The 21,721-nt window shown below is 66.6% G+C and carries 23 protein-coding genes; 17 read left to right on the forward strand and 6 right to left on the reverse strand.

Going from position 1 to position 21,721, the window contains the following annotated elements:
- The first annotated feature begins 6 nt into the window (after positions 1-6).
- From LPN01_RS02940 to LPN01_RS02950, 3 genes are read left to right on the forward strand one after another with little or no spacing between them, the layout of a single operon-like run.
- Entirely contained in the window at positions 7-564 is a 558-nt protein-coding gene (locus LPN01_RS02940) for a metallophosphoesterase family protein (protein WP_262826841.1), read from the forward strand.
- A complete protein-coding gene (locus LPN01_RS02945; RefSeq protein WP_262826842.1) occupies positions 561-893 on the forward strand; it encodes a hypothetical protein in 333 nt (110 codons plus the stop codon). Before LPN01_RS02940 ends, LPN01_RS02945 begins: the two co-directional genes overlap by 4 nt.
- Positions 893-1,513, forward strand: coding sequence for a methyltransferase type 11 (locus LPN01_RS02950; RefSeq protein WP_262826843.1), 621 nt, complete (start codon positions 893-895; stop codon positions 1,511-1,513). The genes LPN01_RS02945 and LPN01_RS02950 overlap by 1 nt, the downstream gene beginning before the upstream one ends.
- Positions 1,514-2,301: 788 nt before the next feature.
- Here the strand turns inward: LPN01_RS02950 and LPN01_RS02955 are convergent.
- Together LPN01_RS02955 and LPN01_RS02960 are read right to left on the reverse strand one after the other, a co-directional pair.
- Positions 2,302-2,700 carry an HIRAN domain-containing protein gene (locus LPN01_RS02955; RefSeq protein ID WP_262826844.1) on the reverse strand — a complete coding sequence of 133 codons (399 nt, stop codon included), beginning with the start codon at positions 2,698-2,700 and terminating at the stop codon, positions 2,302-2,304.
- 23 nt (positions 2,701-2,723) lie between these two features.
- Entirely contained in the window at positions 2,724-3,362 is a 639-nt protein-coding gene (locus LPN01_RS02960) for a helix-turn-helix transcriptional regulator (protein WP_410482788.1), read from the reverse strand.
- 86 nt (positions 3,363-3,448) lie between these two features.
- Here LPN01_RS02960 and LPN01_RS02965 point away from each other — a divergent pair, with 86 nt between their 5' ends.
- Positions 3,449-3,631 (forward strand): hypothetical protein, encoded by a 183-nt coding sequence (locus LPN01_RS02965; RefSeq protein ID WP_262826845.1) that lies wholly within the window; start codon positions 3,449-3,451, stop codon positions 3,629-3,631.
- 20 nt (positions 3,632-3,651) lie between these two features.
- On the opposite strand, the gene LPN01_RS02970 is transcribed toward LPN01_RS02965, so the two are convergent.
- Positions 3,652-4,290 carry a lytic transglycosylase domain-containing protein gene (locus LPN01_RS02970; protein ID WP_262826846.1) on the reverse strand — a complete coding sequence of 213 codons (639 nt, stop codon included), beginning with the start codon at positions 4,288-4,290 and terminating at the stop codon, positions 3,652-3,654.
- A gap of 133 nt (positions 4,291-4,423) precedes the next feature.
- Between LPN01_RS02970 and LPN01_RS02975 the strand changes: the two genes are divergently transcribed.
- From LPN01_RS02975 to LPN01_RS03010, 8 genes are all read left to right on the forward strand, one after another.
- On the forward strand, positions 4,424-5,284 hold the full coding sequence (locus tag LPN01_RS02975) for a toprim domain-containing protein (RefSeq protein WP_262826847.1): 861 nt from the start codon (positions 4,424-4,426) through the stop codon (positions 5,282-5,284).
- 79 nt (positions 5,285-5,363) lie between these two features.
- Positions 5,364-9,575, forward strand: a complete 4,212-nt coding sequence (locus LPN01_RS02980) for a strawberry notch family protein (RefSeq protein ID WP_262826848.1) — start codon at positions 5,364-5,366, stop codon at positions 9,573-9,575.
- A gap of 74 nt (positions 9,576-9,649) precedes the next feature.
- Positions 9,650-9,883 carry a type II toxin-antitoxin system Phd/YefM family antitoxin gene (locus LPN01_RS02985; RefSeq protein ID WP_262826849.1) on the forward strand — a complete coding sequence of 78 codons (234 nt, stop codon included), beginning with the start codon at positions 9,650-9,652 and terminating at the stop codon, positions 9,881-9,883.
- On the forward strand, positions 9,880-10,338 hold the full coding sequence (locus LPN01_RS02990) for a PIN domain-containing protein (protein WP_262826850.1): 459 nt from the start codon (positions 9,880-9,882) through the stop codon (positions 10,336-10,338). Before LPN01_RS02985 ends, LPN01_RS02990 begins: the two co-directional genes overlap by 4 nt.
- Before the next feature lie 105 nt (positions 10,339-10,443).
- Positions 10,444-12,453, forward strand: a complete 2,010-nt coding sequence (locus LPN01_RS02995) for a ParB/RepB/Spo0J family partition protein (protein WP_262826851.1) — start codon at positions 10,444-10,446, stop codon at positions 12,451-12,453.
- 124 nt (positions 12,454-12,577) lie between these two features.
- Positions 12,578-13,495, forward strand: coding sequence for an ArdC family protein (locus LPN01_RS03000; protein ID WP_262826852.1), 918 nt, complete (start codon positions 12,578-12,580; stop codon positions 13,493-13,495).
- Positions 13,496-13,559: 64 nt separating this feature from the next.
- Complete coding sequence (locus LPN01_RS03005; protein WP_262826853.1) at positions 13,560-14,204, forward strand: hypothetical protein; 645 nt, start codon at positions 13,560-13,562, stop codon at positions 14,202-14,204.
- A 231-nt stretch (positions 14,205-14,435) separates the two neighbouring features.
- Positions 14,436-15,407, forward strand: a complete 972-nt coding sequence (locus LPN01_RS03010; protein ID WP_262826854.1) for a DUF2493 domain-containing protein — start codon at positions 14,436-14,438, stop codon at positions 15,405-15,407.
- Between the two features lie 95 nt (positions 15,408-15,502).
- Here LPN01_RS03010 and LPN01_RS03015 read toward each other — a convergent pair whose 3' ends face one another.
- Positions 15,503-16,204, reverse strand: coding sequence for a DUF2161 domain-containing phosphodiesterase (locus LPN01_RS03015; RefSeq protein ID WP_262826855.1), 702 nt, complete (start codon positions 16,202-16,204; stop codon positions 15,503-15,505).
- Between the two features lie 102 nt (positions 16,205-16,306).
- Between LPN01_RS03015 and LPN01_RS03020 the strand changes: the two genes are divergently transcribed.
- Both LPN01_RS03020 and LPN01_RS03025 read left to right on the forward strand, forming a co-directional pair.
- Complete coding sequence (locus LPN01_RS03020) at positions 16,307-16,762, forward strand: thermonuclease family protein (protein WP_262826856.1); 456 nt, start codon at positions 16,307-16,309, stop codon at positions 16,760-16,762.
- Between the two features lie 260 nt (positions 16,763-17,022).
- Positions 17,023-17,430, forward strand: coding sequence for a single-stranded DNA-binding protein (locus tag LPN01_RS03025; RefSeq protein ID WP_262826857.1), 408 nt, complete (start codon positions 17,023-17,025; stop codon positions 17,428-17,430).
- Between the two features lie 49 nt (positions 17,431-17,479).
- Here the strand turns inward: LPN01_RS03025 and LPN01_RS03030 are convergent, their stop codons facing one another.
- Together LPN01_RS03030 and LPN01_RS03035 are read right to left on the reverse strand one after the other, a co-directional pair.
- Positions 17,480-17,695 carry a hypothetical protein gene (locus LPN01_RS03030; RefSeq protein ID WP_262826858.1) on the reverse strand — a complete coding sequence of 72 codons (216 nt, stop codon included), beginning with the start codon at positions 17,693-17,695 and terminating at the stop codon, positions 17,480-17,482.
- The gene (locus tag LPN01_RS03035; protein WP_262826859.1) at positions 17,688-17,975 is read right to left on the reverse strand and encodes a DUF6437 family protein; all 288 of its coding nucleotides are present in this window, start codon (positions 17,973-17,975) and stop codon (positions 17,688-17,690) included. The genes LPN01_RS03030 and LPN01_RS03035 overlap by 8 nt, the downstream gene beginning before the upstream one ends.
- A 411-nt stretch (positions 17,976-18,386) precedes the next feature.
- On the opposite strand from LPN01_RS03035, the gene LPN01_RS03040 reads away from it, so the two are divergent.
- The 3 genes from LPN01_RS03040 (at position 18,387) to LPN01_RS03050 (ending at position 21,716) form a co-directional block, all read left to right on the forward strand.
- A complete protein-coding gene (locus LPN01_RS03040) occupies positions 18,387-18,629 on the forward strand; it encodes a hypothetical protein (protein WP_262826860.1) in 243 nt (80 codons plus the stop codon).
- A 479-nt stretch (positions 18,630-19,108) separates the two neighbouring features.
- Entirely contained in the window at positions 19,109-19,399 is a 291-nt protein-coding gene (locus tag LPN01_RS03045; protein ID WP_262826861.1) for a hypothetical protein, read from the forward strand.
- On the forward strand, positions 19,389-21,716 hold the full coding sequence (locus LPN01_RS03050; protein WP_262826862.1) for a type IV secretion system DNA-binding domain-containing protein: 2,328 nt from the start codon (positions 19,389-19,391) through the stop codon (positions 21,714-21,716). The genes LPN01_RS03045 and LPN01_RS03050 overlap by 11 nt, the downstream gene beginning before the upstream one ends.
- The last annotated feature ends 5 nt before the right edge of the window (positions 21,717-21,721 follow it).

Raw genomic sequence — 21,721 nt, forward strand, 5'->3', positions numbered from 1 at the left:
TCCGCAATGACTATCTTCTTCACCGCCGACACGCACTTCGGTGATCATCGCACGATCAACATCCACCGCCGACCGTTCGCCAATGTGGCGGCCATGGACGAGGCGATCGTTGCCGCCTGGAACGAGATCGTCGGCCCTGACGACGAGGTTTGGCACCTCGGTGACGTCGCACGCCGTTCGGCAGACGTCGCGGCCTTTCTGGCTGGGCTCAACGGCATCAAGCACCTCGTCCGGGGCAACAATGACGATCCCGCAACCGGCGTTGCCGCAGGCTGGGCGAGCGTTCAGGATTATGCAGAACTTACGCTGGACGGCGTTGTGCTGGTGCTCTGCCACTACCCATCCAGGAGCTGGAACGGGCAGCATCGCCGCTCGATCAACCTGCATGGGCACAGTCATGGCAAGTTGAAGCCGTTGCCGCGCCAGTTCGACGTCGGCGTAGATGCCCGTGGCTTTCAGCCGACGACACTCACCGCACTCCTTGGCGGAGTTTCGTCCCATGAGCCTGGCGAAAGCTCGCCTCGCCTGATCCCGTCGACAACCTCAAGCAAGACGGTAGCGTGACCGCAAAGGACTATCCGGTCACACCCGATGGACGCTACTTCGTCGTCCGCGGGCGCCTGTGGCGACGATCAAACCCGTCGCTGCCAGAGCCTCAGCGCGCAGCCTTGGTCGGCGAACTCATGGCGGCGAGACGCGCCGTAGGGATTGCGCTGCGCGCGGCCGACAAGGCACGCCTTGCCGAGGCCCACGCGCAGGTCGACCAAGCCAAGGTGGCGCTGGGCGAGCGTGGGCCCGTATGGTGGCAGGATGGGACGCCTGACCTCAATCGGCACATGGTCGCCAACACACCCTATGCAGACTGGCTGAGAGAGCAGGACCGCGCGCCGTGATGAACCCGCTCCCCGAGCTGCCCGCTGGCGCCTTCACGAAGCAGGATACCGGCGATGATCTCGCTTTCTATGCCCCTCCGCGGCTGGTCACGCACATTGACGAGGGGGCGGTGGCGTCGCTGACCGCGCACTATCGAGGGCTGCTGCCCGAGGACAAGCCGGTACTCGACCTCATGTCGAGTTGGGTCAGCCACCTGCCGCCCGACCTGACCTACGCCCCTGTCGTCGGACATGGCATGAACGCCGAAGAGCTCGCCGCCAATCCGCGGCTGGATCGCTGGTTCGTGCAGGATCTGAATCGCGACGCCACGCTGCCGCTGGACGACCGATTCTTCGAGGGTGCCCTCTGCTGTGTCGGTGCTCAATACCTCCAGCAGCCCGTCGCCGTATTCACCGAAGTGCGAAGGGTGCTGGTGCGGGAAGCCCCCTTCATCGTCAGCTTCTCGAACCGGTGTTTCCCGACAAAGGCAGTCGCCATCTGGCGGTCGCTCAACATCAACGGACACGCCGCGCTGGTCCGGCTCTACCTGGAGCGCGCAGGGTTCCGCCACATCACCGCGGACGTCCTCGCCGATGGCCGTGCAAGTGATCCGTTGATCGCGGTCACTGGTCGCGCCTGACAACAGTGAGCGACTGCCTCAAAGCTCGGGAAGAGAGCCCGCGACCTCCTGAGTGATCCACCACCTGCGGAGGATCCCGGTTGAAGACGACCTGTCCGCCGGCCGGCGCTACATGTCCACGACCTGACGACGTGAGGCGATGCGAGCCCGACGGTCAGCGACTCTTTCGTTGCTGCCGTTCCTCATGATCCGCTGTGATCTCGAGGTCCCTCGCGAGCTGCTCCAAGGCGCAGCGAGCGCCCAGGCGCTCAAGCCCGTCCCGATGATCGACAGACCGCGGCGGGGTGCTTCGCGCCCGCGCCAGTCTCGCGGCGGCTCTGAGTGTTTCTGAATCCATGACCGCCGATCCTCCGATCGCTGCTTACGGAACCTCGACGGCAGCATAGCATCATCGCGGGCGAGGTATCGATTCGCATCGCGTCGGACCCTCGGACCCGGGGCATGTCCGATCCGCCGCTAATGCACGTTGGCGCTTACCAGCTCGTCCAGAGCAGACCCGACGATTCCCCATCGTCGCATGCCCCGCCAATCCCGTTTCCGATGCAGGTCCCGCATATAATTGTCAGCCCATGCGACTGCCTCATGCGCGCCCAGATCAGTGATCAATTCGGCCGCAATCGCCCAGGCTTCCTGCTGGTCACCATGGTCCGGCACGGTCTCGATCGCTGGTTGCTTTCGCGCCCGGCGATCAAGCGGCTCACCAGCCATCGATCGGAAACGCACGGAGTTTGGGTCTGCGCTGGCGACGTTTGGCTGAGTGCTGCGGTCGAGCTTCCTTCTCGGCATGATCAATCGTCCGGCGGTAGTTCGTCGGGCCAGAAATCAACCTCTTCGGTCGTGACTTCGGCGTGCCGCTTCCGGTCGCACCGGGGCAGGACGGGCACTTCTCCGTCGAACCCGATCCTGATCGCTGCTCCAGGCTGTGTCGCCTCCTGGAACACTGCCTGAAGCTCGCGGCCATTGCGTAGCATGCTGCCGATCCACGGCGCGCGATCGGCCGTCAGGTAGCCGATCTGAATATGACGGGCGCTGACGACCGCAATGGCGCTCGGATCGGCGGGGTTCTTGGGTTCGGGGAGAAGCTCGATCGGCTCACCCGGCACGCAGAGCAGGATCTCGAACCGGCGGTTGCTGCCATCGGCATTCGGATGGTTCGCGCCGACGACATGCAGGCTGAGTTGCTTCATAGCCATGTCTCAGTCCACCGCGATCAGCTCAGGGTGCGGCCGAACCATAGCACCCGACCAACAATGTCGATCCGGCCAAGCTCGATGTTCTGCCAGCTCGGATAATCCGGATTGTCGCTCCTGATCGAAATGCCTCGGCCCGATGGATTGCGGGCGAGCCGTTTGACCATCAGGCTGTCGTCGAGCCGCAGCACGTAGATGCCGTCCCGGAGTCGCCCCACGCCGTCCTTTCGGTCGACGAGCACATCGTCGCCATCGGCAAGCGTAGGTGCCATGGAATCGCCCTTTACCTGAATGACCGACAGACCATCGGCAGACCCCTTGGTGCGATCGCGCAGCCAACGCGGATCGAAGCCGATCGTCGTGCGACGCGCCTCACCGAAATCGGCAGCGCCATGTCCGGCCGACGCATAGACGTCGAGCACGGGCACTTGTTGCAAGGGGGGCTGCTCCCACTCTTGGGGTCCGCCCAAGACGGCCTCCTTGACGCCAAAGTAAGCGGCGAGAACGCGCCGGTCCTCCTCGTGCAACCGCTTGGGCGTTCCGCGCTTGATGTACTGCTGGATGTACGCATCGTTGCGCCGAAGCATGCGCGACAGGCCCGCATAGTCTTCCTTGCGTTCGTCGATCAGCCGCTGGAGCGCTGTGCGAGGATCTTCAATTTGCGCGAGCATCATAGGAATCATCCTAGACAAAACCGGCAGGAGCATGGAACATAACGGGAACAATGTAAAGCGAGTCGGTGCCTGTGGAGAACGAACTGCTGCAGAAAGTGGAGGAGTACCTCGCTCGCGCGGGCCTGAGCCCGACCCGCTTCGGCCGTATCGTCGTGCACGACCCGCGCTTCGTGTCCGACCTCCGCGCAGGAAGACGTCCTAGGCGAAAGGTCTATGGCAAGGTGACCGCCTACCTTGTTGCCCACGGCGCCTGATGACCGCATGCCGGCCCGGATCAGCGGACGCCACCGAAGGACCAGGCAGCAAGGACCTTCGCGACATAGGCTGGCGTCTCGTTATTGGCCGGCACCCCACGCGAGCGAAGGACCGCCCCCGGACCTGCATTGTAGGCGGCCAGCGCAAGTTTGATCGACCCGAAGCGGTCGAGCATCGCTCTTAGGTACCGCGCACCGCCATCGACATTGGCGCGCGCGTCGAATGGATTGAGGACGCCGAGCGCGCGCGCTGTCGCGGGCATCAGCTGCGACAGCCCCATTGCCCCGGCTCGGCTGATCGCACCCGGCTGGAATGCGGATTCAACCTCGACCAGAGCCTCAAGCAGCCCAAGCGGCAGTGCGTGGCGCATCTCGGCCGCCCGGATGAAGGCCAGCACATGGGTGCGAGCTCGGTTCGTCGCCGAGAGGCGCGACGTCGTACGCGCAACGGCCGGGATGGCTTGGCGCATGGGAAGCGACGGCGGGGGTCCGGCCACCCTGTGCTCGACGAGCTTGAACGCCAGTGATGGCGAAATGCCCTCGTCGACGCTGTTCTCAGTCGGCGCTTCAACCGAGGGTGTCACCTGCTCGGCGAGCGCCGGCGGGCTGACCAAGAAGAGCGGGAAGGCGCTCACGCTGGGAGTAAGGAATCGGATCATCGTGTCCTCGCATGGCTCTTCCCTTCCTCCTCGAATTGGAACATAGTGCGAACGTGCTGCTGTAGGAAAGCAGCGAAGCAGCCCTGGAGAGGAGGCGGCGGCCGGGGCCTGCACACGAAGATGCGAGACGCCGATGAGCTACCATGACCCTCACTTTACAGGCGCGGCCGACAGCGGACGCGCCATCGTCGAGTCGCTCGGCGGACGATGGGGACAGAGCGGCGGCATGTGCCGCTGTCCCGCGCATGGCGACCGGACGCCGTCCCTCAGCGTCAGGCTGGGCCGGAAGCGCCTGCTGTTCCACTGCTTCGCGGGTTGCGACAACGGAGCGGTTCTGCAGGCGCTGCACGCCTTGCGACTTCCCGGCGCGGCGAGCTGGTCTCCCGCAGAGCGGCACGATGCGCCTGACGATCTCAGCCGCCGAGCCGCCCAGCAGCTCTGGTCCGACGCGCGTGCCGCGGCCGGCTCCCCTGCGGAGCTTTACCTCGCCGGCCGAGGCATCAAGCCGACCCCCGCCCTTCGCTTCCATCCCCGCACACCACTCGGGCCGAAGCCGTTCACCCGCTTCTCGCCCGCGATGATCGCGTCCGTTACCGATGCAACGGGCCTCATCGCCGTCCACCGGTCATTCCTGTCTCGCGACGGCAGACGCCTGACCCGTCGTGAACCCCGGCGTGCCGCGCTGGGTCGGCTTGGCTCCGGCCTTGTTCGTCTCACGCCGGCTGCGCGCCGCCTCGGGCTTGCCGAAGGCATCGAGACGGCACTGTCGGCTACTTCGTTGTTCGACCTGCCGTGCTGGGCGACCCTGGGCACCGAGCGCTTCTCCCGCATCGAGCTCCCGCCCGGCGTCGAGGAGATCGTCCTGTTCCTCGATCATGATGCGGGTGGAAAGCGGGCCGAGAAGCTGGCGCGCGAACATCTCGGCCGGCGCGTGGTCGAGGCGCGCTACCCTCCCTGTTCAGGCGACGACTGGAATGACGTCCTGCGGCGCTGACGCTTCGGAGAGAGGACAGGCAGCGGGGCTCTGGGTGCCCTGGTGCCGGCAATGAAGCCGGTCGGGCGGGAGATTACCGATGCCCGCATTTGTCCTGTCACGCGCCCCGACCGCCGAGCCGGTAATCAAGCTCGCTCATGCACTCGTTGCCCATCTGCAGGCCGGCGAGCCGATCGACCAGCGCCTCCTGAGGCAGCTGTTCGAATCTGCCTGCTCGCAGGCGGGCACGCGCAACCATCGGTCGATACGCCACGCCTATGACGCGCTGGAGCTCGCGCAAATCCTTGTTCTCACCTCGCCCGCGTGGAGCGAGCGCGACAACACCCTCGAGACGCTCGCCGCACTCACAGCCCTGACCGACCGGCTGCCGACGCAGAGCATCCGCACCGAGGAGCAGCTCGCCCTTCAGCAATTCTCGACGCCCGCTCCGATCGCGTGGCTCCTGGGGCGGGCCGCCGCGCTTTCCTCGGCGGACACGCTGCTCGAACCGTCCGCCGGAACAGGGATGCTCGCTTGGCCGGCCGCGCGTGCAGGGACGCGCCTCATCCTGAACGAAATCGACCCGGTGCGCCGGCTGTGTCTGCGGGAGGCGTTCGGCGACGCTCAGGTGACCGGCTATGACGGGGAGCTGATCGACGACCTGCTCCCGCCGGACCAACGCCCGACCGTCGTCATCATGAACCCTCCCTTCGCCCGTTCCGAAGGACGCGGCCAAGATCGGAACGCAGCCGATCGCCACCTGCTCGGTGCTGCGAAACGCCTCCCCGACGGCACACGGATCGTGGCGCTGATGCCGACCTGGTCCAGTCGCGATCTGCTTGGTTCGTTTTGGACTTGCCGCATGGACCTGACGCTGAGGCGCGGCCTTTATGCCAAGCACGGCACCGGCATCGCGGTGCGGCTGGCCGTCTGGGACCGGGTCACTGACGGCGGCGTGCCAATGGTGGCGGACATCGAGGACCTTGCTGGCGCCCTTGAACTCGTCGATCGGCTTCCTCCCCGCGCAACGCCGCCATCCTCACCTTCGCCGCCCTCGCCGTCCCGCGCCCCGCGCCTGTCGCTCTTCCGCGGGATTCGTGGCGCCTCACGCGCGCCCACGCTTCCGAAGCCGGAGCACCAGGATGCCGAGGCGCAGCCGTTGCGGGTCATTGCGCTCGAGGAACCAAGCCCAACCGGCGAGACGGCCGGCATCTACCTGCCGTGGCGGCCAAGCCGGCTCAGCCTTCCCGACGGACAGGATCACCCGACCCCGCTCGTCGAGTCGCTGGCGATGGGTTCGATCGCCGCTCCCCGGCCGGTCTACGCGCCTTTGCTGCCCCGGAAGGTCATCACCGAAGGACTGCTGTCCGCGGCGCAGCTGGAAACGCTCATTTACGCCGGCGCGGCCTTCGAGCGTGACCTACCGGGTCGCTTCAATACGGCCCAGGAGGGTAGCTTGCTCGAAGTCTCCGATGACGGAGCTGCGTATGCCGCGGGCTTCTTTCTCGGCGATGGCACCGGCGCCGGAAAGGGGCGTCAGATCGCCGGGATCATTCTCGATCAGTGGCAGCGGGGACGGCGACGCCACATCTGGCTCAGCAAAAACGAAGCCCTGCTGGAGGACGCGCGGCGCGACTGGGGCGCGCTCGGCGGAATGGCACTGGACGTCCAGCCCCTGTCACAATGGAAGCTCGGCACGCCGATCGCGCTCGATGCCGGCATCCTCTTCGTGACCTATCCGACACTGCGCTCGGGGCGCGAGGACGCGACCCGCCTTCGCCAGATCCTCGACTGGGCAGGCGAGGCGTTCGACGGTGTCATCGCGTTCGACGAAGCGCACGCGCTCGCGAACGCGGCGGGCGGCGAAGGCTCACGCGGCCGGGTCAAAGGATCGGAGCAGGGCGTCGCAGGTCTGCGGCTGCAGAACCATCTCCCCCGCGCTCGCGCCCTCTACGTCTCGGCCACGGGCGCCTCGGACATCGCCAACCTCAGCTATGCGACACGCCTCGGGCTCTGGGGACCGGGAACGGCATTCGCTGACCGCGAGGCATTCATCACCGGCGTCCGCAAGGGCGGCATCGCGGCAATGGAGCTGGTCGCCCGCGACCTAAAGGCGCTTGGGGTCTACACGGCGCGTGCGCTGTCCTTCGCCGGGGTCGAATATGACCTGCTGGAGCACACGCTCACCCCCGAGCAGATCCACGTCTACGACGCCTATGCGGAGGCCTGGGCGATCATTCATCGCAACCTGAATGCCGCGCTCGAGCAAACCCGGGTCGTTGATACCGTCTCCGGCTCGACGTTGAACCCGAATGCCAAATCGGCTGCGCTGTCCCGGTTCGAGAGCGTCAAGCAGCGCTTCTTTGCGCAATTGCTCCTGTCCGCCAAGCTGCCGAGCCTCTTGCCTGCCATCGAAGCCGACCTCGGCCGCGGCGACGCCGTCGTGGTGCAGCTGGTCTCCACCTCCGAGGCGATGCTCGCGCGGCGATTGGCCGAACTCGCTCCGGCCGAGCGCGAAGCGCTCGAGATCGACCTCTCCCCTCGCGAATATGTCGTCGACTACCTGCTCGGCGCCTTTCCTACCCGCCAGATGCGAGTCTTCACCGATGCGGACGGCACGGTTCGCTCCGAGCCGATGACCGACGAAGACGGTCGTCCCGTGCACAGCCAGGCCGCACTGGCCGCGCGCGATGCTCTGGTCGAGCAACTCTGCGCCCTGCCGGCAATCGCCACGGCGCTCGACGCGATCATCGAGCGGTTCGGCACCTCCCAGGTCGCAGAGGTGACCGGGCGCACCCGCCGCCTCGTCGTGGATGCAAACAGTGCGCAGCGCCTCGAACGCCGCACGCCCAAGTCGAACCTCGCTGAGTCCCAGGCCTTCATGGACGGCACCAAGAGACTGCTCGTCTTCAGTGACGCCGGTGGAACGGGACGCAGCTACCACGCTTGCCTACGCGCCAAGAACCAGGCGCGCCGCATCCACTATCTGCTCGAGCCCGGCTGGCGCGCCGACGCGGCCATCCAGGGCCTCGGCCGTACCCACCGCTCGGCGCAGGCATCGGCGCCCCTGTTCCGGCCCGTCACGACCGATGTGCGCGGCGAACGCCGCTTCATCTCGACCATCGCTCGCCGCCTCGACACGTTGGGTGCGCTCACTCGGGGACAACGCCAGACCGGTGGTCAGAACCTGTTCGACCCCGCCGACAATCTCGAGAGCGACTATGCCAAGGATGCGCTGATCGCCTGGTACCGCCTGCTCTATGCCGGGAAGCTTCAGTCGACGACGCGGGGTGACTTCGAGGATCGTTCGGGGCTCCGCCTTGCCGCTGAGGACGGCGGTCTGCGCGACGACCTGCCGCCGATACAGCGATGGCTGAACCGTCTCCTCGCCTTTCCCATCGCGCTCCAGAACGCGATCTTCGACGAGTATCTCGGTCTGGTCGAGGCGCGCGTAGACTCGGCGCGCAAGGCGGGTACGCTCGACCTCGGCGTCGAGACACTGGCGGTCGAGCGGTTGCGCGTGGAGCAGGATCGCGTGATCCGGACCGATGCCACCAGCGGTTCCACCACGCATCTGCTCACGTTAGGCCTAGAACGCCGCCCGCGGCCGTTGTCGTTGGACGACGTAATGGATCTCGCACGACGGAAGGATGCCCGTTTCCTCGTCAACGAACAGTCAGGTCGCAGCGCCCTGCGCCTGGATGGCCGGAGCGTGCTCAGCGAGGACGGTACGCTATGCCCGCGCTATGAGATCGTTCGTCCCTTGCGCCGCCAACGTCTTGATCGTGACGCCTTCGCCGACACACGTTGGACCATCGCCACAGCTGACAGGTTCGCGTCCGCCTGGACCGCCGAGGTAGACGAACTGATTGCGTCCACGTCGACCGTGACCATGCACCTGGTCACCGGTCTGCTCCTGCCGATCTGGGACGCCCTGCCCGATGAACTCGCCCAGGTGGTGCGCGTGGTCGACGAGACAGGACAATCGTCGCTCGGGAGGCAGATCCCCGCGCTGGCGCTGGCGGAGCTTGGCCGTCGGTTCGGCTTCGATGCGCCCGTGGTCGCGCCGGACGATCTCGTCAGGGCGGTGCTCGAGGATGGGCGAACTGTCCCCGTAGGCAACGGTGGCAAGCTGCACGCTAAGCGGGCGCTCGTCGGCGGGTCGCAGCGGCTTGAGCTCACAGGGTTTGATCCGGCGCGCCTGCCCGAGCTGAAGGCGCTCGGCTGTGTCGTCGAGATCATCCGGTACCAGACCCGGCTGTTCGTTCCGGCTCCAAAGGCACCGGAGATCATGACCGCGTTGCGCAGATAGTCGAGATCATGGGTTCGGCTCGACAGCGCCTCGCTCATCATCTATTTAGACGTTACCACTAGAAAGGTCGGGCCATGGAACGTGCGATCAGCGCCAGCGACGCCAACCAGCATTTCTCCGAGATGCTGCGCGACGTGCAGGACGGCGAAACCTTCGTCGTCACATCGCGTGGCCGCCCGGTCGCAAAGGTCACGCCGATCGATGATCTCGACCGGCAGGGCCCCGCGCTCGATGCGCTGCTCGACTTCGTCGCCACTCTGCCGCGCCGACGGGCGGACGCGTGGCGCCGCGAAGATCTGTACGAGTGACCCGCGTCGCCTTCGACACCAACGTGCTGGCCTATGTCGCGGGCGTTGACCGGCATGCCGATGATGCAGTGAAGATCGACGCCAGCCGCATGCTCCTGAAGCAGCTGCGCGGTCGTGCCGCCCTCGTCGTGCCAGTCCAGGTCCTGGGTGAGCTCTATGTCGTCCTCACCCGCTCGGGTGCATCACGCGACGAGGCGCGCGATGCGGTGCTGCGCATGGCGCAGGCTTTCGGAACCGCGGACAGCAACGCCTCGGCTTCCCTGTCGGCGCTCGACCTGGCCACAACCCACAAGCTGCAGTTCTGGGACTCGCTGATCGTGAACGCCGCCGCCGAAGCCGGCTGCACGGTCCTCCTCTCCGAAGACATGAGCGATGGTTTCTCATGGCGCGGGACCGTCGTGGTCAATCCGTTCGCGACGTCGGTCGATGAGCGTCTGACCCGCCTCATCGCCTGAGTTCGGGCAACCCGCCACCCTCCCACGACTTAGAAGAGGAAAGGAGGCGTCGAGGACGCGAGCCGGCGCAGGCGCGCCCGAGGCTCGTGACCAAGGAGACCGACGATGATCCAGACTATTGCGCTCGGCAAGCTCGTGCCGTCCAAGCGGAACGTCCGCCGCCGCAGCGATGCCGCAGCCGATGCCCAGCTCCGTGCCGATATCGAGGCACGCGGGCTGCTCCAGAACCTGATCGTGACCGCCAACAAGAAGCCGAGGGGCACCTACGCCGTCGAGGCCGGGGGACGGCGGCACAGCGCGCTGAAGGCTCTCGCCGACGAAGGGAAGCTCCCGACCGACTTCGCCGTTCCCTGCCTTGTCCTTGACGACCTCGGCAGCGCCGTGGCGGAAGCGAGCCTGGCCGAGAACTTCCAGAAGCTTGCGCTGAACCCGGCAGACGAGTGCCTCGCCTTCCAGCACTTCATCGAGCAGGGATCTGATGTCGAAGGCGTCGCTCGCCGCTTCGGGGTCACCGTGCGGTTCGTCGAAGGTCGGCTGCGGCTGGCGAGCCTCGCACCCATGGTCTTCCAGGCGCTCGCCGATGGCGAGATCACGCTCGATATCGCCAAGGCCTACGCCTCAACCCCGGATCGCGAGCGTCAGGCCCACGTGTTCGACCAGATGAGCCGCGGCTATGGCGGTGCACATCCGGACAGCATCCGGCGCATGATGACGCAGGCGACGGTCTCCGGCGCTGACCCGCGCGCCCGCCTCGTCGGGGAAGATGCGTATCTCGCCGCGGGTGGGCGGATCGATCGCGACCTGTTCGCCGACGACAGCACCACGCGCTGGCTCGACATCGCCATCCTCGAGCGTCTCGCCACCGAGAAGATGGAAGCCACTGCCGCTGCGGTGGCAGCCGAGACGGGATACGCCTGGGTGCGCCCGACGCTGGATCGCTACGTCGACTGGCAGCAGACCGAGGGCCTGCAGCGCGTCGATCTCGCGCCGCCGTCGCTGACGGAATCCGAGCAGGACCAGATCGCAACCCTGGAGGCGGACGCTGCGGACAAGATGGCGCTGATCGAGGACGAGAACAGCAGCGACGACGAGCGCGCCGTCGCAGAAACCGAACTCGAGAGCATCGAAAAGGCGATCGAGACGCTCACCGAGAAGCCTCCCGTCCTGCCTGAGGAGCTGCGACCCACGGTGGGTGCCTTCCTCGTGCTGGGCCCGGACGGCACCCCGCGTCTCCATCAGACGCTCTATGTCGAACCGGCCCAGGCACCAGAGGCGGTGACAGAGAGTGAAGCCGGCGACGAAGGGCCAGCCTCGCCCACCCGCGCAGTGGGACTGTCACAGCGCCTGACCGACGAACTCGCGATCCAGCGCCGCGATATCCTCGCCGTCCATGTCGCCGCCGACCCGGACTTCGCCCTCGATCTGGCGATCTTCCTGATGATCGATCGCAAGCCTGGACACGGGGTCGAGCGGTACGGCTCGTCGCTCAGCGCCCGAGCGCCTCAGGAGCCTGTGATCGGCTTCAAGACACCGGAGGCCGCGGCAACGCTCGCGAGGATCGAGGCCGAGCAAGCACTCGACCGAAGCTGGACCATGCTGGAGACGGCGAGCGCCCGCTTCGATGCCTTCCGGGCGCTTGGCGCCGATGAGCGCGCCGCGTGGCTCGGACACGCTGTCGCTTCCACACTCGAGGCGAGCGTGCTCGGTGCCGGCGCGAGCGGCTGTGACTTTCACGATCATCTAGGCCAGCTGCTCGGCATCGACGTCGCGGCATGGTGGCGGCCGACAGCCGCCAACTTCTTCGACAAGGTCACCAAGCCCGTCATGTTCGACGCGCTTGCCGAGATCGACGGGCCGGCGCTCGCCGCGCGGTATGGCAACGCCAAGAAGTCCGACCTCGCCGCCGCGTGCGAGAAGATCTGCGCTGGCGACTTCATCGGTGAGGTCGGCACGAAGCACTTGGCGCGTGGGTGGCTGCCGACGGCGATGCGCTTCACACCGGCTCAGGCTGCCGAGGCAGCGCCGGAGAGCACACCTGCTCTGGACGGCACGTCTATGAGCCACGCGGACGCCGGCGACGGGGAGGACAACGCGGTCGACCGCGAAGCAGCCTGAACGACTACGACGCGGGGGCGGCCTCTACTGGAGGCCGCCCCTTTGTCTTGGGGCCGGTGAGAGAGGGGAGACGGCTGTCGCCGGGGGCGAGCCGATCCGGCTCTTATCCGAGAGGAGATGCGCGATGCGCCCCACACGTTCTTCCGCCGTGTCCGTCAGTCCCGCCGAAACGATCACCAACGCCATAATCGAGCGCCTGGAGGCTGGCGTTAGGCCGTGGCGCCAGCCCTGGACCGGTGGCCCGGTCTCACGGCCGCTGCGCGTCTGCGGAACGCCCTACCGCGGCGCGAACGTCATCTGGCTGTGGATGGCCGCCCAGGCACGCGGCTTCATCTCACCGACCTGGATGACCTACCATCAGTCACAACTGCTCGGAGGTCAGGTCCGCAAGGGCGAACGCGGCACCTGCGCGATCTTCTACAAGAGCTACAGCAAGGAGGTCGAAGATCCCGCGACAGGCGAGCGCGAGGACGAAGCACGCCGGGTCCTGAAGAGCTTCACCGTCTTCAACGTCGACCAGATCGACGGCCTGCCCGAACGCTTCAGGCATGAGCCCATCCCGCTGCCCGAGCCGACCGCGCGCGACCACGCGCTCGACGCCTTCTTCGGCGTGATCCCCGCCTCGATCCGTCACGGCGGCGGCGAAGCCTATTATTTGCCGAGTGCCGACCAGATCACGATGCCCGATCCTGCCGCGTTCCGGTCACGTGACCTTTACCGGTCCACGCTCGCCCATGAGTTGGCGCACTGGACGGGACACCACAGCCGGCTCGCGCGCTCGCTGGGCAATCGGTTCGGCAGCGATGCCTATGCCATGGAAGAACTGGTCGCCGAACTCGCCTCCGCCATGGTTGGCGCCGAACTCGGCCTGCCGGTCGATCACCTCGACGACCATGCGAGCTACCTCGCGTCCTGGCTAAAGGTGCTGAAGGCCGACAATCGGGCGATCCTGACAGCTGCCGCCAAGGCCGAAGAGGCGTCTGCCTTCCTGCTGGGCTTCGCTCGCGTTGCGCACGCGCCGGACGCCCTCCTCGCTGCCTGATCCTGCCGCCGGGAGCGAAAGCACGCGTCCGCTCCCGACACTCTCTTTCCGTCGGAGACACCCCATGACCTACGATGTCGGTTATCGCTTCGCGCAGGCGCTCGATCCGAGTGGCCTCGACACCATCGCTGCCTGCCTGCACGCCATCCAGGCCGCGGCCAAGGACTGCCGCAACGCAGGCAAACCGTTCGAAACCGATCCTGCCGTCGTGCTCCTGGCGCAGCATCTCGGGGCCGTCGCACGCGCCAAGATGCCCGACCGGGCCGCGCTGCGGTCGTTATGCGGGCAGGCGGTGGCCGAGATCGCCCGCACACCCCTGCTGACCGTGCTTGCCGCTCGCGGCGTCGACCATGATGCAGACGCCAAGCGGACCTTTCATACGGAGGCACGCCGCGCGCTCCGGCGGCTTGCGGAAGCGCTCCAACTCGCCAGCGGCACGTACGAGATACGGGTCTGCGCGGGCGGGCCGGCGGTCTCCGGCGAGGTCATCCTGCACGGCGAAGAGCTCTATGTGCAGGTCTCGATCGGCGGCTTCGGCCGAGGTGAGATCCTGCTCCGCAGATGCCGCGGCCGCTTCGACTATGTCGGCGAACGCAACCACTGGGCACGGATGGCGGAGTTGGTGGATCCCGCCACACTGGCGGCCCGTATCGCCCGCGAACTCGGGCTTGCCATGCCCGTTGAACTCCAGCCGCGGCTGGTTGCCTGAGGTCACAAGAGAAGGTCTCTCAGACCCCACCTGCGGCCGCAGAGGCCCTCTACCCGCCGGCGGTCCACGCGCAACCCGCCCGCCTGCGGCCCGTGTTGCCTCACCCGGTTCCGGGCACCGGGTGAGGCTGCCCGCGCCAGCCTTGTCGGTGGGTGGCGCTGCGTCCCTGCTGCCGGCGGGTCGGAGGGCTCGCGTCGCCGCAAGGATGCGGCGTCTGACAGGAGACCTCCCATGCCGACCACCCTCGCCGCCCAGCTCGCCGCCCTGGAGCTCGGCCATCTCTCGATCACTACTGCTCGCGGAACGCGTGCTCTCGCCCGTCCCGAACCCGAGGCGATCGACCATACACTGGCCGCCGTCTGGTCCGACCTGTTCGCGCTGTTCACCGACACGATCCTCGAGGATCAGGCCGAGGAACTCGGCTGGGGCTTCGTGAACCTTTTCCACCGTGCGGCAACGAAGGCCTCGACCCGGATCGACCGTGCGACCGACGAGATCCGCTTGTTGCTGGCAACGGCCGACGGCTCAGAAGTCCATACGTCCGAGCTTGAGCAGCAGGTCGAACGTGCCCAGGATGCCGAGGCCGAGATGCTCGCACTCGAGAACCTGCGAGAGACCGCGGCATCCTTGTACCTCGCCGAGACGGGGTCCTCGTGGAAGCCCGCCGGCGGCTCTCGGCTCAGTCACGACGCGCTGACGACATCGGCGGTCGTGCAGGGTCGCGAGTTCCTGAAAGCGCGCGCTGAAGGCAAGCGCCGAGCCGCCATGCCCGAAGGTACCCCGGTCGTGTTCGCCGGTGGGCGGCAGACCTTCCAGACGACCGATGATGCCAAGGCCTATGGCGATGCGATCTGGCAGACGCTCGACCGCGTCCGCGCCAACGTCGCCGACATGGTCCTCGTCCACGGCGGCGACGGCAAGGGCGCCGACCGCCTCGCAGCGTCATGGGCCGAGCGTCACAAGGTGCCCCAGATCAGCTTCAGCCTCGACACGCGCCTGGGCGCACGTGCCGGCTTCCGTCGCAACGAGCAGATGCTCGGACTGAAGCCCCGCTATGTCGTGGCATTCGCCGGCAATGGCGTGCTGGAGCGGCTCGTCATTCAGGCCAAGGAGCGGAGCATTGCCGTGGTCGATCGTCGCGGACCGCTCGGCACCAATCCCAAGCACAACGCACGGGTGACCGGCGCTTCCGTAGCGGGTTGACCGCTCGCTTGGGCGTCGCTTCGGCGGCGCCCTTGCCCCTGTGATCAAGCTCTGTGTGAAGGGCCGAGGCGCAACGGAGGGCGCGTCGCTCAGGACTACGCCGCCTCGCGCTGATCGGTTGCCGCGGCCGCGACATCCCCGCTCCCGACGGCATCCCACCCGGCTGGACTCAGGGCGTACAGCCCCCGCTCCGTGCGCTCGAACCAGCCATAAACATCGCGCAACAGGATCGCGCCAGCATCATCGGCAAGGGCCTTCAGATCGCGCGAGCGTTTCGCTCCATCCCGCATGGCTTCAGCGCACGCGATCGCCCGCTGGCGATAGGCGGTCATGATCGGCCGGCGGGTCGATCCGCCCGCAGTCGGATCTCCTTTGCGCCGGCGATGCTCGGCCACAAGTCGCCGCCGCTGCGGCAGGTTTGGCCTCGGCCTATAGGGAGTCGGTTCGGAGATGACGGTCACGCTGCTCAGCCGCAGATCGACCGTGAGCAGACCGATGCCGAGCATCCGGCAAAGCCGATGCACCCTTCTGTCCTTGTCACGGCCCCGACGTGTTGCGGGCACCGCGACATAGACGAGGTCCGAGGATCGCGTCCGCTCGACGGCCTGGAGCAGGAGCTCGAGCGAGAAGGATAGCTTCAGCTCGGTGATCACCACCAGCGGCGGCTCGCCATCGGCCAGGCCGACGATATCGCAGCCACAGACCTCGCCTTTGACCTCGAACCCGCAGGTCTCAAGGTAGCGCTTGATCGGCGCGTAAAGCGATGTCTCGGTAGTGGCGGCCGACCTGTTCGTCATCCTCTGTGCAGTAGCTGCCGCGCGTTCGGCATCAAGCGCTTCGCGAGCGCTCGACCATCGATCCTGCTGGTCCCGAAACCACTACCGGGTAAGAGGCCGTGAATGCTTCTGCTTCTTCTTTTGGCAAACGCCGTTGCGCCCGGCACGACCTTTACCTGCACGCCCGTGGCGGTGTGGGATGGTGACGGACCGATCTGGTGCGCCGAAGGGCCGCGTATTCGTTTGGCGGGGATCGCCGCGCGCGAAATCGACGAGACTTGCCGGCCCGGCCACCCCTGCCCGTCGGCAAGCGGACGCACCGCACGTGACTACCTCGTCTCACTCTTGGGCGGTGCCCGCGGTACCCGTCGCACCGGCCACGTCGTGGTTCGCGGACCACGCCTCACCTGCGTGTCGAACGGGTCTGCCAGGGGCGATCGGACCGGCGCGTTGTGCCGTTCGCCGCAAACGGGCGACCTCTCCTGTGCGATGGTCCGGGGCGGCTATGCGCTGGCGTGGAAGCGCTATGGCGGCGACCGGCTCTGTAAGTCGGCGGGTCTGTTCTCCAGGCGAAGGTGAAGCGTCAGGGCTTGACCATCGGCTTGGTCAGGACCGCTCCCATCGACTTCTCACCCCTATGGCGGGCGCCATCCGAAGCAACCCGCTCGAGCCCAGGCCCGTGTTGCTCGGGGCTTCGCCCCTCCCTGCCCGCGCCAGCCTTGGTCTCGGGGGTTCCCCTCCGGCCCTGACGGGCCTGCGGTGCGTCGTCTCGGCTTGCCTCGCCATGGCCGGGGCTCCGTCGATCGGGACGGTCCCGACGACCCTTTGGAGTGAGCCCCATGACCAACGCCGTTCTTCTCGTCGGCAATCTCGGCACCGATCCCGAGACCCGCACCACCCGCGGCGACACCCGCGTCACCTCGCTAAGCCTGGGCACCAGCCGCCCCAAGCGCGACAGCGAGGGCAAGACCTTCAAGGATGCGAACGGCTTTACGGCCAAGGAAACCGAGTGGCACCGCATCACCTGCTTCAACGGGCTCGGCAAGACGGTCTCGCAGTTCGCGACCAAGGGCATGCTGGTGTCGGTGCGCGGCCGGATCCACTACAGCAAGTGGACCGACAAGGAGGGCGTCGAGCGGTACGGCTGCGAGATCATCGCGGACGACGTGCAGTTCCTGAGCCGGGGCAAGCCTGCGGCCGAAGGCGGGGCGAGCCAGTCCGACATCGACGACGATCTCCCCTTCTGACCTCAGCGGATCACCCCGGCGGCAATCTGCCGCCGGGGCTCTCCTCACGCTATTTGCGGCTCGGGAAATGCCGGGCGACGATCGCGTCCAGCCGGCGGGTCAGCAGCGCCGCCAGTGTCATCGCATCACGCTCGGCATCGAATGGATCGCGCGCGCAGGCGGACATGATCGCATCGCGCAGCCAGTAGCTGGTTGCCGGATCGGCGATGATCGCGATGACCTCCGCCACATCGCCAACATCGTGTCTCTCGAGGGGCTCAGCCATGGCTGTTCTCCTCGCTTTCGACTGCCGCACCGGTGCGAGGCACAGCAGCCTTGCCAGCCCGTTCGCGAGCCGCACGGTCTTGCGAGGGAGCAGCCACGGCGTCGGCGATAAGACGCCGCAATGCGTCGGCACCGAGCCGTGATCCGCCAGCGTCGAGCACGATTAGACCCAGCTCGAGTGCTGCCGCGCGCCTGAGTTCGGCGCCCTTCGTCTGCATCGCGAGACGCTCTTCGTCATGTCGGGTGAGCGCTTCCAAGGCGCTCGGCTTCTTCTTGGCCACGACCAATCTCCTTACGGTCGAAGCCCCTTCCGCTGGCGATAATGGATCCGCACCCAAGGTGTAGGAAAGCGATTCCTGTGCAGGCGGGCGAAAGAGGTCTCCGCCTCAGGGCTCACCGCATCCAATCGGCCGGGACGGGCATCGAGCCCGCCCCGGCCGAACTCTTCTACTCGCTCAACGATGGGCAGGATGACAGCGGCGAAGACCGGGCCTCAAGGACGACGGGGCCCCACCATTTTTCCGGCCGCGATCAGGCGGTGGGGCCTAATCTCGAGCCGGGTGGCGCGGCCGAAAAAATCGTGACCCCCATCGCCGCTGCGCGGCCGCCCCCTGCGGGTGCGGTCCCTGACCCCCGATCTTCCCCGCTGTCGCGAGACCTCCGTCTTTCACGTGAGATTGAGGAGATGGACGATGACTTACCTCAGCCCGATCAGCATCAACGACAGCAACACCGTGCTGGAGCACGAGGCTTTCATGGCCGCCTACGCCAAGGCAGCGGCCCGGGCGCCCTACAGCTACTTCGACCAGCACATCATCCGGACCGACGATGCCCACTACTGGGTGGCCGATGAAGGGGATTACGAGACGCTGATGCAGGACCTGATAGACCGGATCGTCCACACCGTACCCGCCGGCCGGGACGACGAATACTGACGACGGAGGGGGCGCAACGCTCCCTCTTGTCGTGCTCGTCCAGAGCCCAATCTTCATTGCTGTTGGTCTCTGATCGCGAACTGGCTTACCCGTCCGACCAGCCTTCCACCCCGCCGCGTAAGTGCTTCGATCGCCAAGCTTCGAGCACCGCCTCACTCGGCCCTGGGCTCCTCCGGTATCGACTGATCATCCCGGGTTAAGGCAGCGAGATGACCGCAACCAGCAATCTCTGGGCATAGGGGGACAGGGAGCACACCTTACGCGGTGCACCGCCGGAATATAGTGGGTAGATCAACAGCTTAGTGCCTGACCACCAGTGGCGCGTATCATGGTCAAAGACCACCAGCTCACCATTGATCACCACCCTCGGAAAACTGCGGGAATCCTGCCGCTGGTCCTTGACGCAGAGCCCGTGTTCCGTCTATGTTCTCGCTGCCTTGCGTAGTGCCCACCACGCTCCATGCGAATGGATGCGTGATATGCAACGACGATTTCAGCTCGCCTGCTATGTAACGGATGACCTCAGCACCGCCTTCGCGGCACGTGCTCGGGCGCGGGACCTAACGGTCGCGGCAGCGCTCCGCCAGCTCGTCATCAACGACGTGTTCGGAATGGCCTACGACCCGCGAGAACAGCGCAATCACATCCTCTTCATGACGATCGCAATGGACGGTTTGCTGACCGAACATCCCAATCGAGAACTGCGGTCCCGCCTGATCAAGGAATGGCAGGAGCGCGTCGCACGGGAGGACCAGTCCCATGCGGCATAAGTTCACCAACTTCACCCGGGGCAGCCAGTTGCTCGGCCACTTCGGCTTTATGTTCGCAGCGGGTCTGAAAGGGCCGCTGATGGTGACGGCCGCGACCTTCACCGGCTTGTGCTGGTGGCGGGTATCGGCGGCTCTGTCCGATCATGAAAGCTATCTCTGCTGGATGCGGCTTTATGCCGGCATCTACACCTGGTTCGAGTTCGATCCGGCAAGGGCCGTCAACCTCGAGACGCTGTCGGGCGCACACGTCCTGCTGCCGATGGCCGACGTCACTGCGCACCCGATCGTGCTCGCCGCGTGGGACCGGATGACCTCGGCTGCCGGAAATGCCGCAATGCTCGCCGCGATCATCACCGTCCCCGCGATCGCGGCCTTCGCCTGGCTGGCAGCGTGGTTCGGCCGACGCTCCAAGGAAAGCCGCCACGAGCGCGGCGCAACCCTGGCCGAACTGCCCGCGCTGGTGACTGAAATCGAAGCGCATAACGCCCGCGAGCGGGCATCCGAATATCGCCGCCTGCTGGGTTCGGGATGGCGCTACGCGTCCGCCGCAGAGCTCCGCGAAGCCGGCTTGTACGAGCCCTATTCGCTCGCTGGCGTGCCCTACCCGTGGCGCCTCGAGCAGAGCCACGCAATGCTGATCGGCACCACTGGCACCGGCAAGACCGTCGCCCTGCGAGACCTGCTCGCGCAGGTCCGCGCAAAGGGTGCGAGGGCGGTGGTGTTCGACCTCACCGGTGCCTTCATCGAGGCGTTCTTCGACGAGGCGACCGACACCATCCTCAACCCGCTCGATGCACGCTGTCCGATGTGGTCGATCTTCGAGGATTGCAGCGACGAGGCCGAGCTGACGGCCGCGTCCGAGGCGCTGGTGCCGCACGATGGCGGAGGCTCCGAACAATTTTGGGTGCTCGCCGCACGCATGCTGTTCGTGGAGATGTGCCTGAAGCTTATCCGGGACGGTCGCGCGACCAACGCAGCGCTCAGCACGGAGCTGATGACGGCCAGTCTCGCCCACGTCCACAAGCTGATGGAAGGCACCGTCGCCGACCCGCTCACCGCCCCTGAAGCAGCCCGCATGGCAGAATCAATCCGCGCCGTGTTCAACGCCAACGCCAAGGCGCTCCGGATGCTGCCGACGACGGGGACGCCCTTCTCGGTCAAGCGCTGGGTCATCGGCGACAGCAAGCCCGGAGCGATCCTGTTCGTCTCGGCGCGCTACGTCGACATGTCGGTCGCATCGCGCCTGCTGACGGTGTGGATGGACACCGCGATGAACACGCTGATGACGCTCGAACGCTCGAGCGACCTGCGGCTCTGGTTCCTGTTCGACGAGCTCGGCGCGCTGCACCGTCTGCCCGCGATCGAAAAGGGCCTTCAGACCGTGCGCAACTATGGCGGCGCGATCGTCGCCGGCGTCCACGCCTATGCCAAGCTGAAGGAGACCTACGGCGAGAACATGGCGATGACGCTATCATCGCTCGCGCGCACCAAGATGTTCCTGGCGACCGCCGACCGGGAGTCCGCCACCTGGTGCTCGGACTTCATCGGCCACCGCCAATATCGCGAGATGGAGGAAGGCTATAGCTACGGCTACAACAACGCCCGCGACGCCGTCAGCCTGACGCCAAGGCGCCAGATCGAGCCGCTCCTGCTCCCAGATCAGCTCATGAACCTGCAGCGGCTTCGCGGTTATCTGAAGTTCCCGGACGGCTTTCCGGCAGCCCCGATCCGGCTCACTTACGTCGACTTCCCGCGCCGAGCTGAGGCGTTCGTCGCGCGGCCTAAACTGGCGCTCTCGGAAGCCGGGAACGGGATTGCCGGACGTCCAGACGAGCCTCCTGCCGACGGCGCTGATGCACCCGGGGCGACCGACCAAGGACCAGGTCCGAGCAGCGATGCTCGAGAGCAATCGGTGCCGTCAGACGCCCGATCCGGCCCCTTGTTCGACTATGCCGATCGACGTCCCACAGAGCCCCCGATCCAGCCGGCGGACGTGCCTGCCAGCGCGTCCAATCCCGCCTTGGCGCCGCTACGCCCGGCCTTCATGAAGCCTCCGACTCCGCCTGCATCGCGCGCGGTGAAGATGGGCGGAACAGCACCGCGCGGCGGCCAGGGAGAAGACGCCGAACCGGCGACCCGTCCGGCGTCCGGGAAGGAGCGATCTCCCTTCGCGCCGCCGCCCGGCACCCCGGGAAACGTCGATGCGGGCCGCAGTGTACGGCCCCTCCCCGGCCAGGAAAACATCTCGCTGCGCGAGCTGAAGTCCGGGGTCGCGCCGGGGGACACACCGGCACCGGATGACGGCATCGAGCTCTGAGAGGT

The organism is Sphingomonas sp. A2-49, from assembly GCF_025548555.1.
Lineage (GTDB): Bacteria > Pseudomonadota > Alphaproteobacteria > Sphingomonadales > Sphingomonadaceae > Sphingomonas.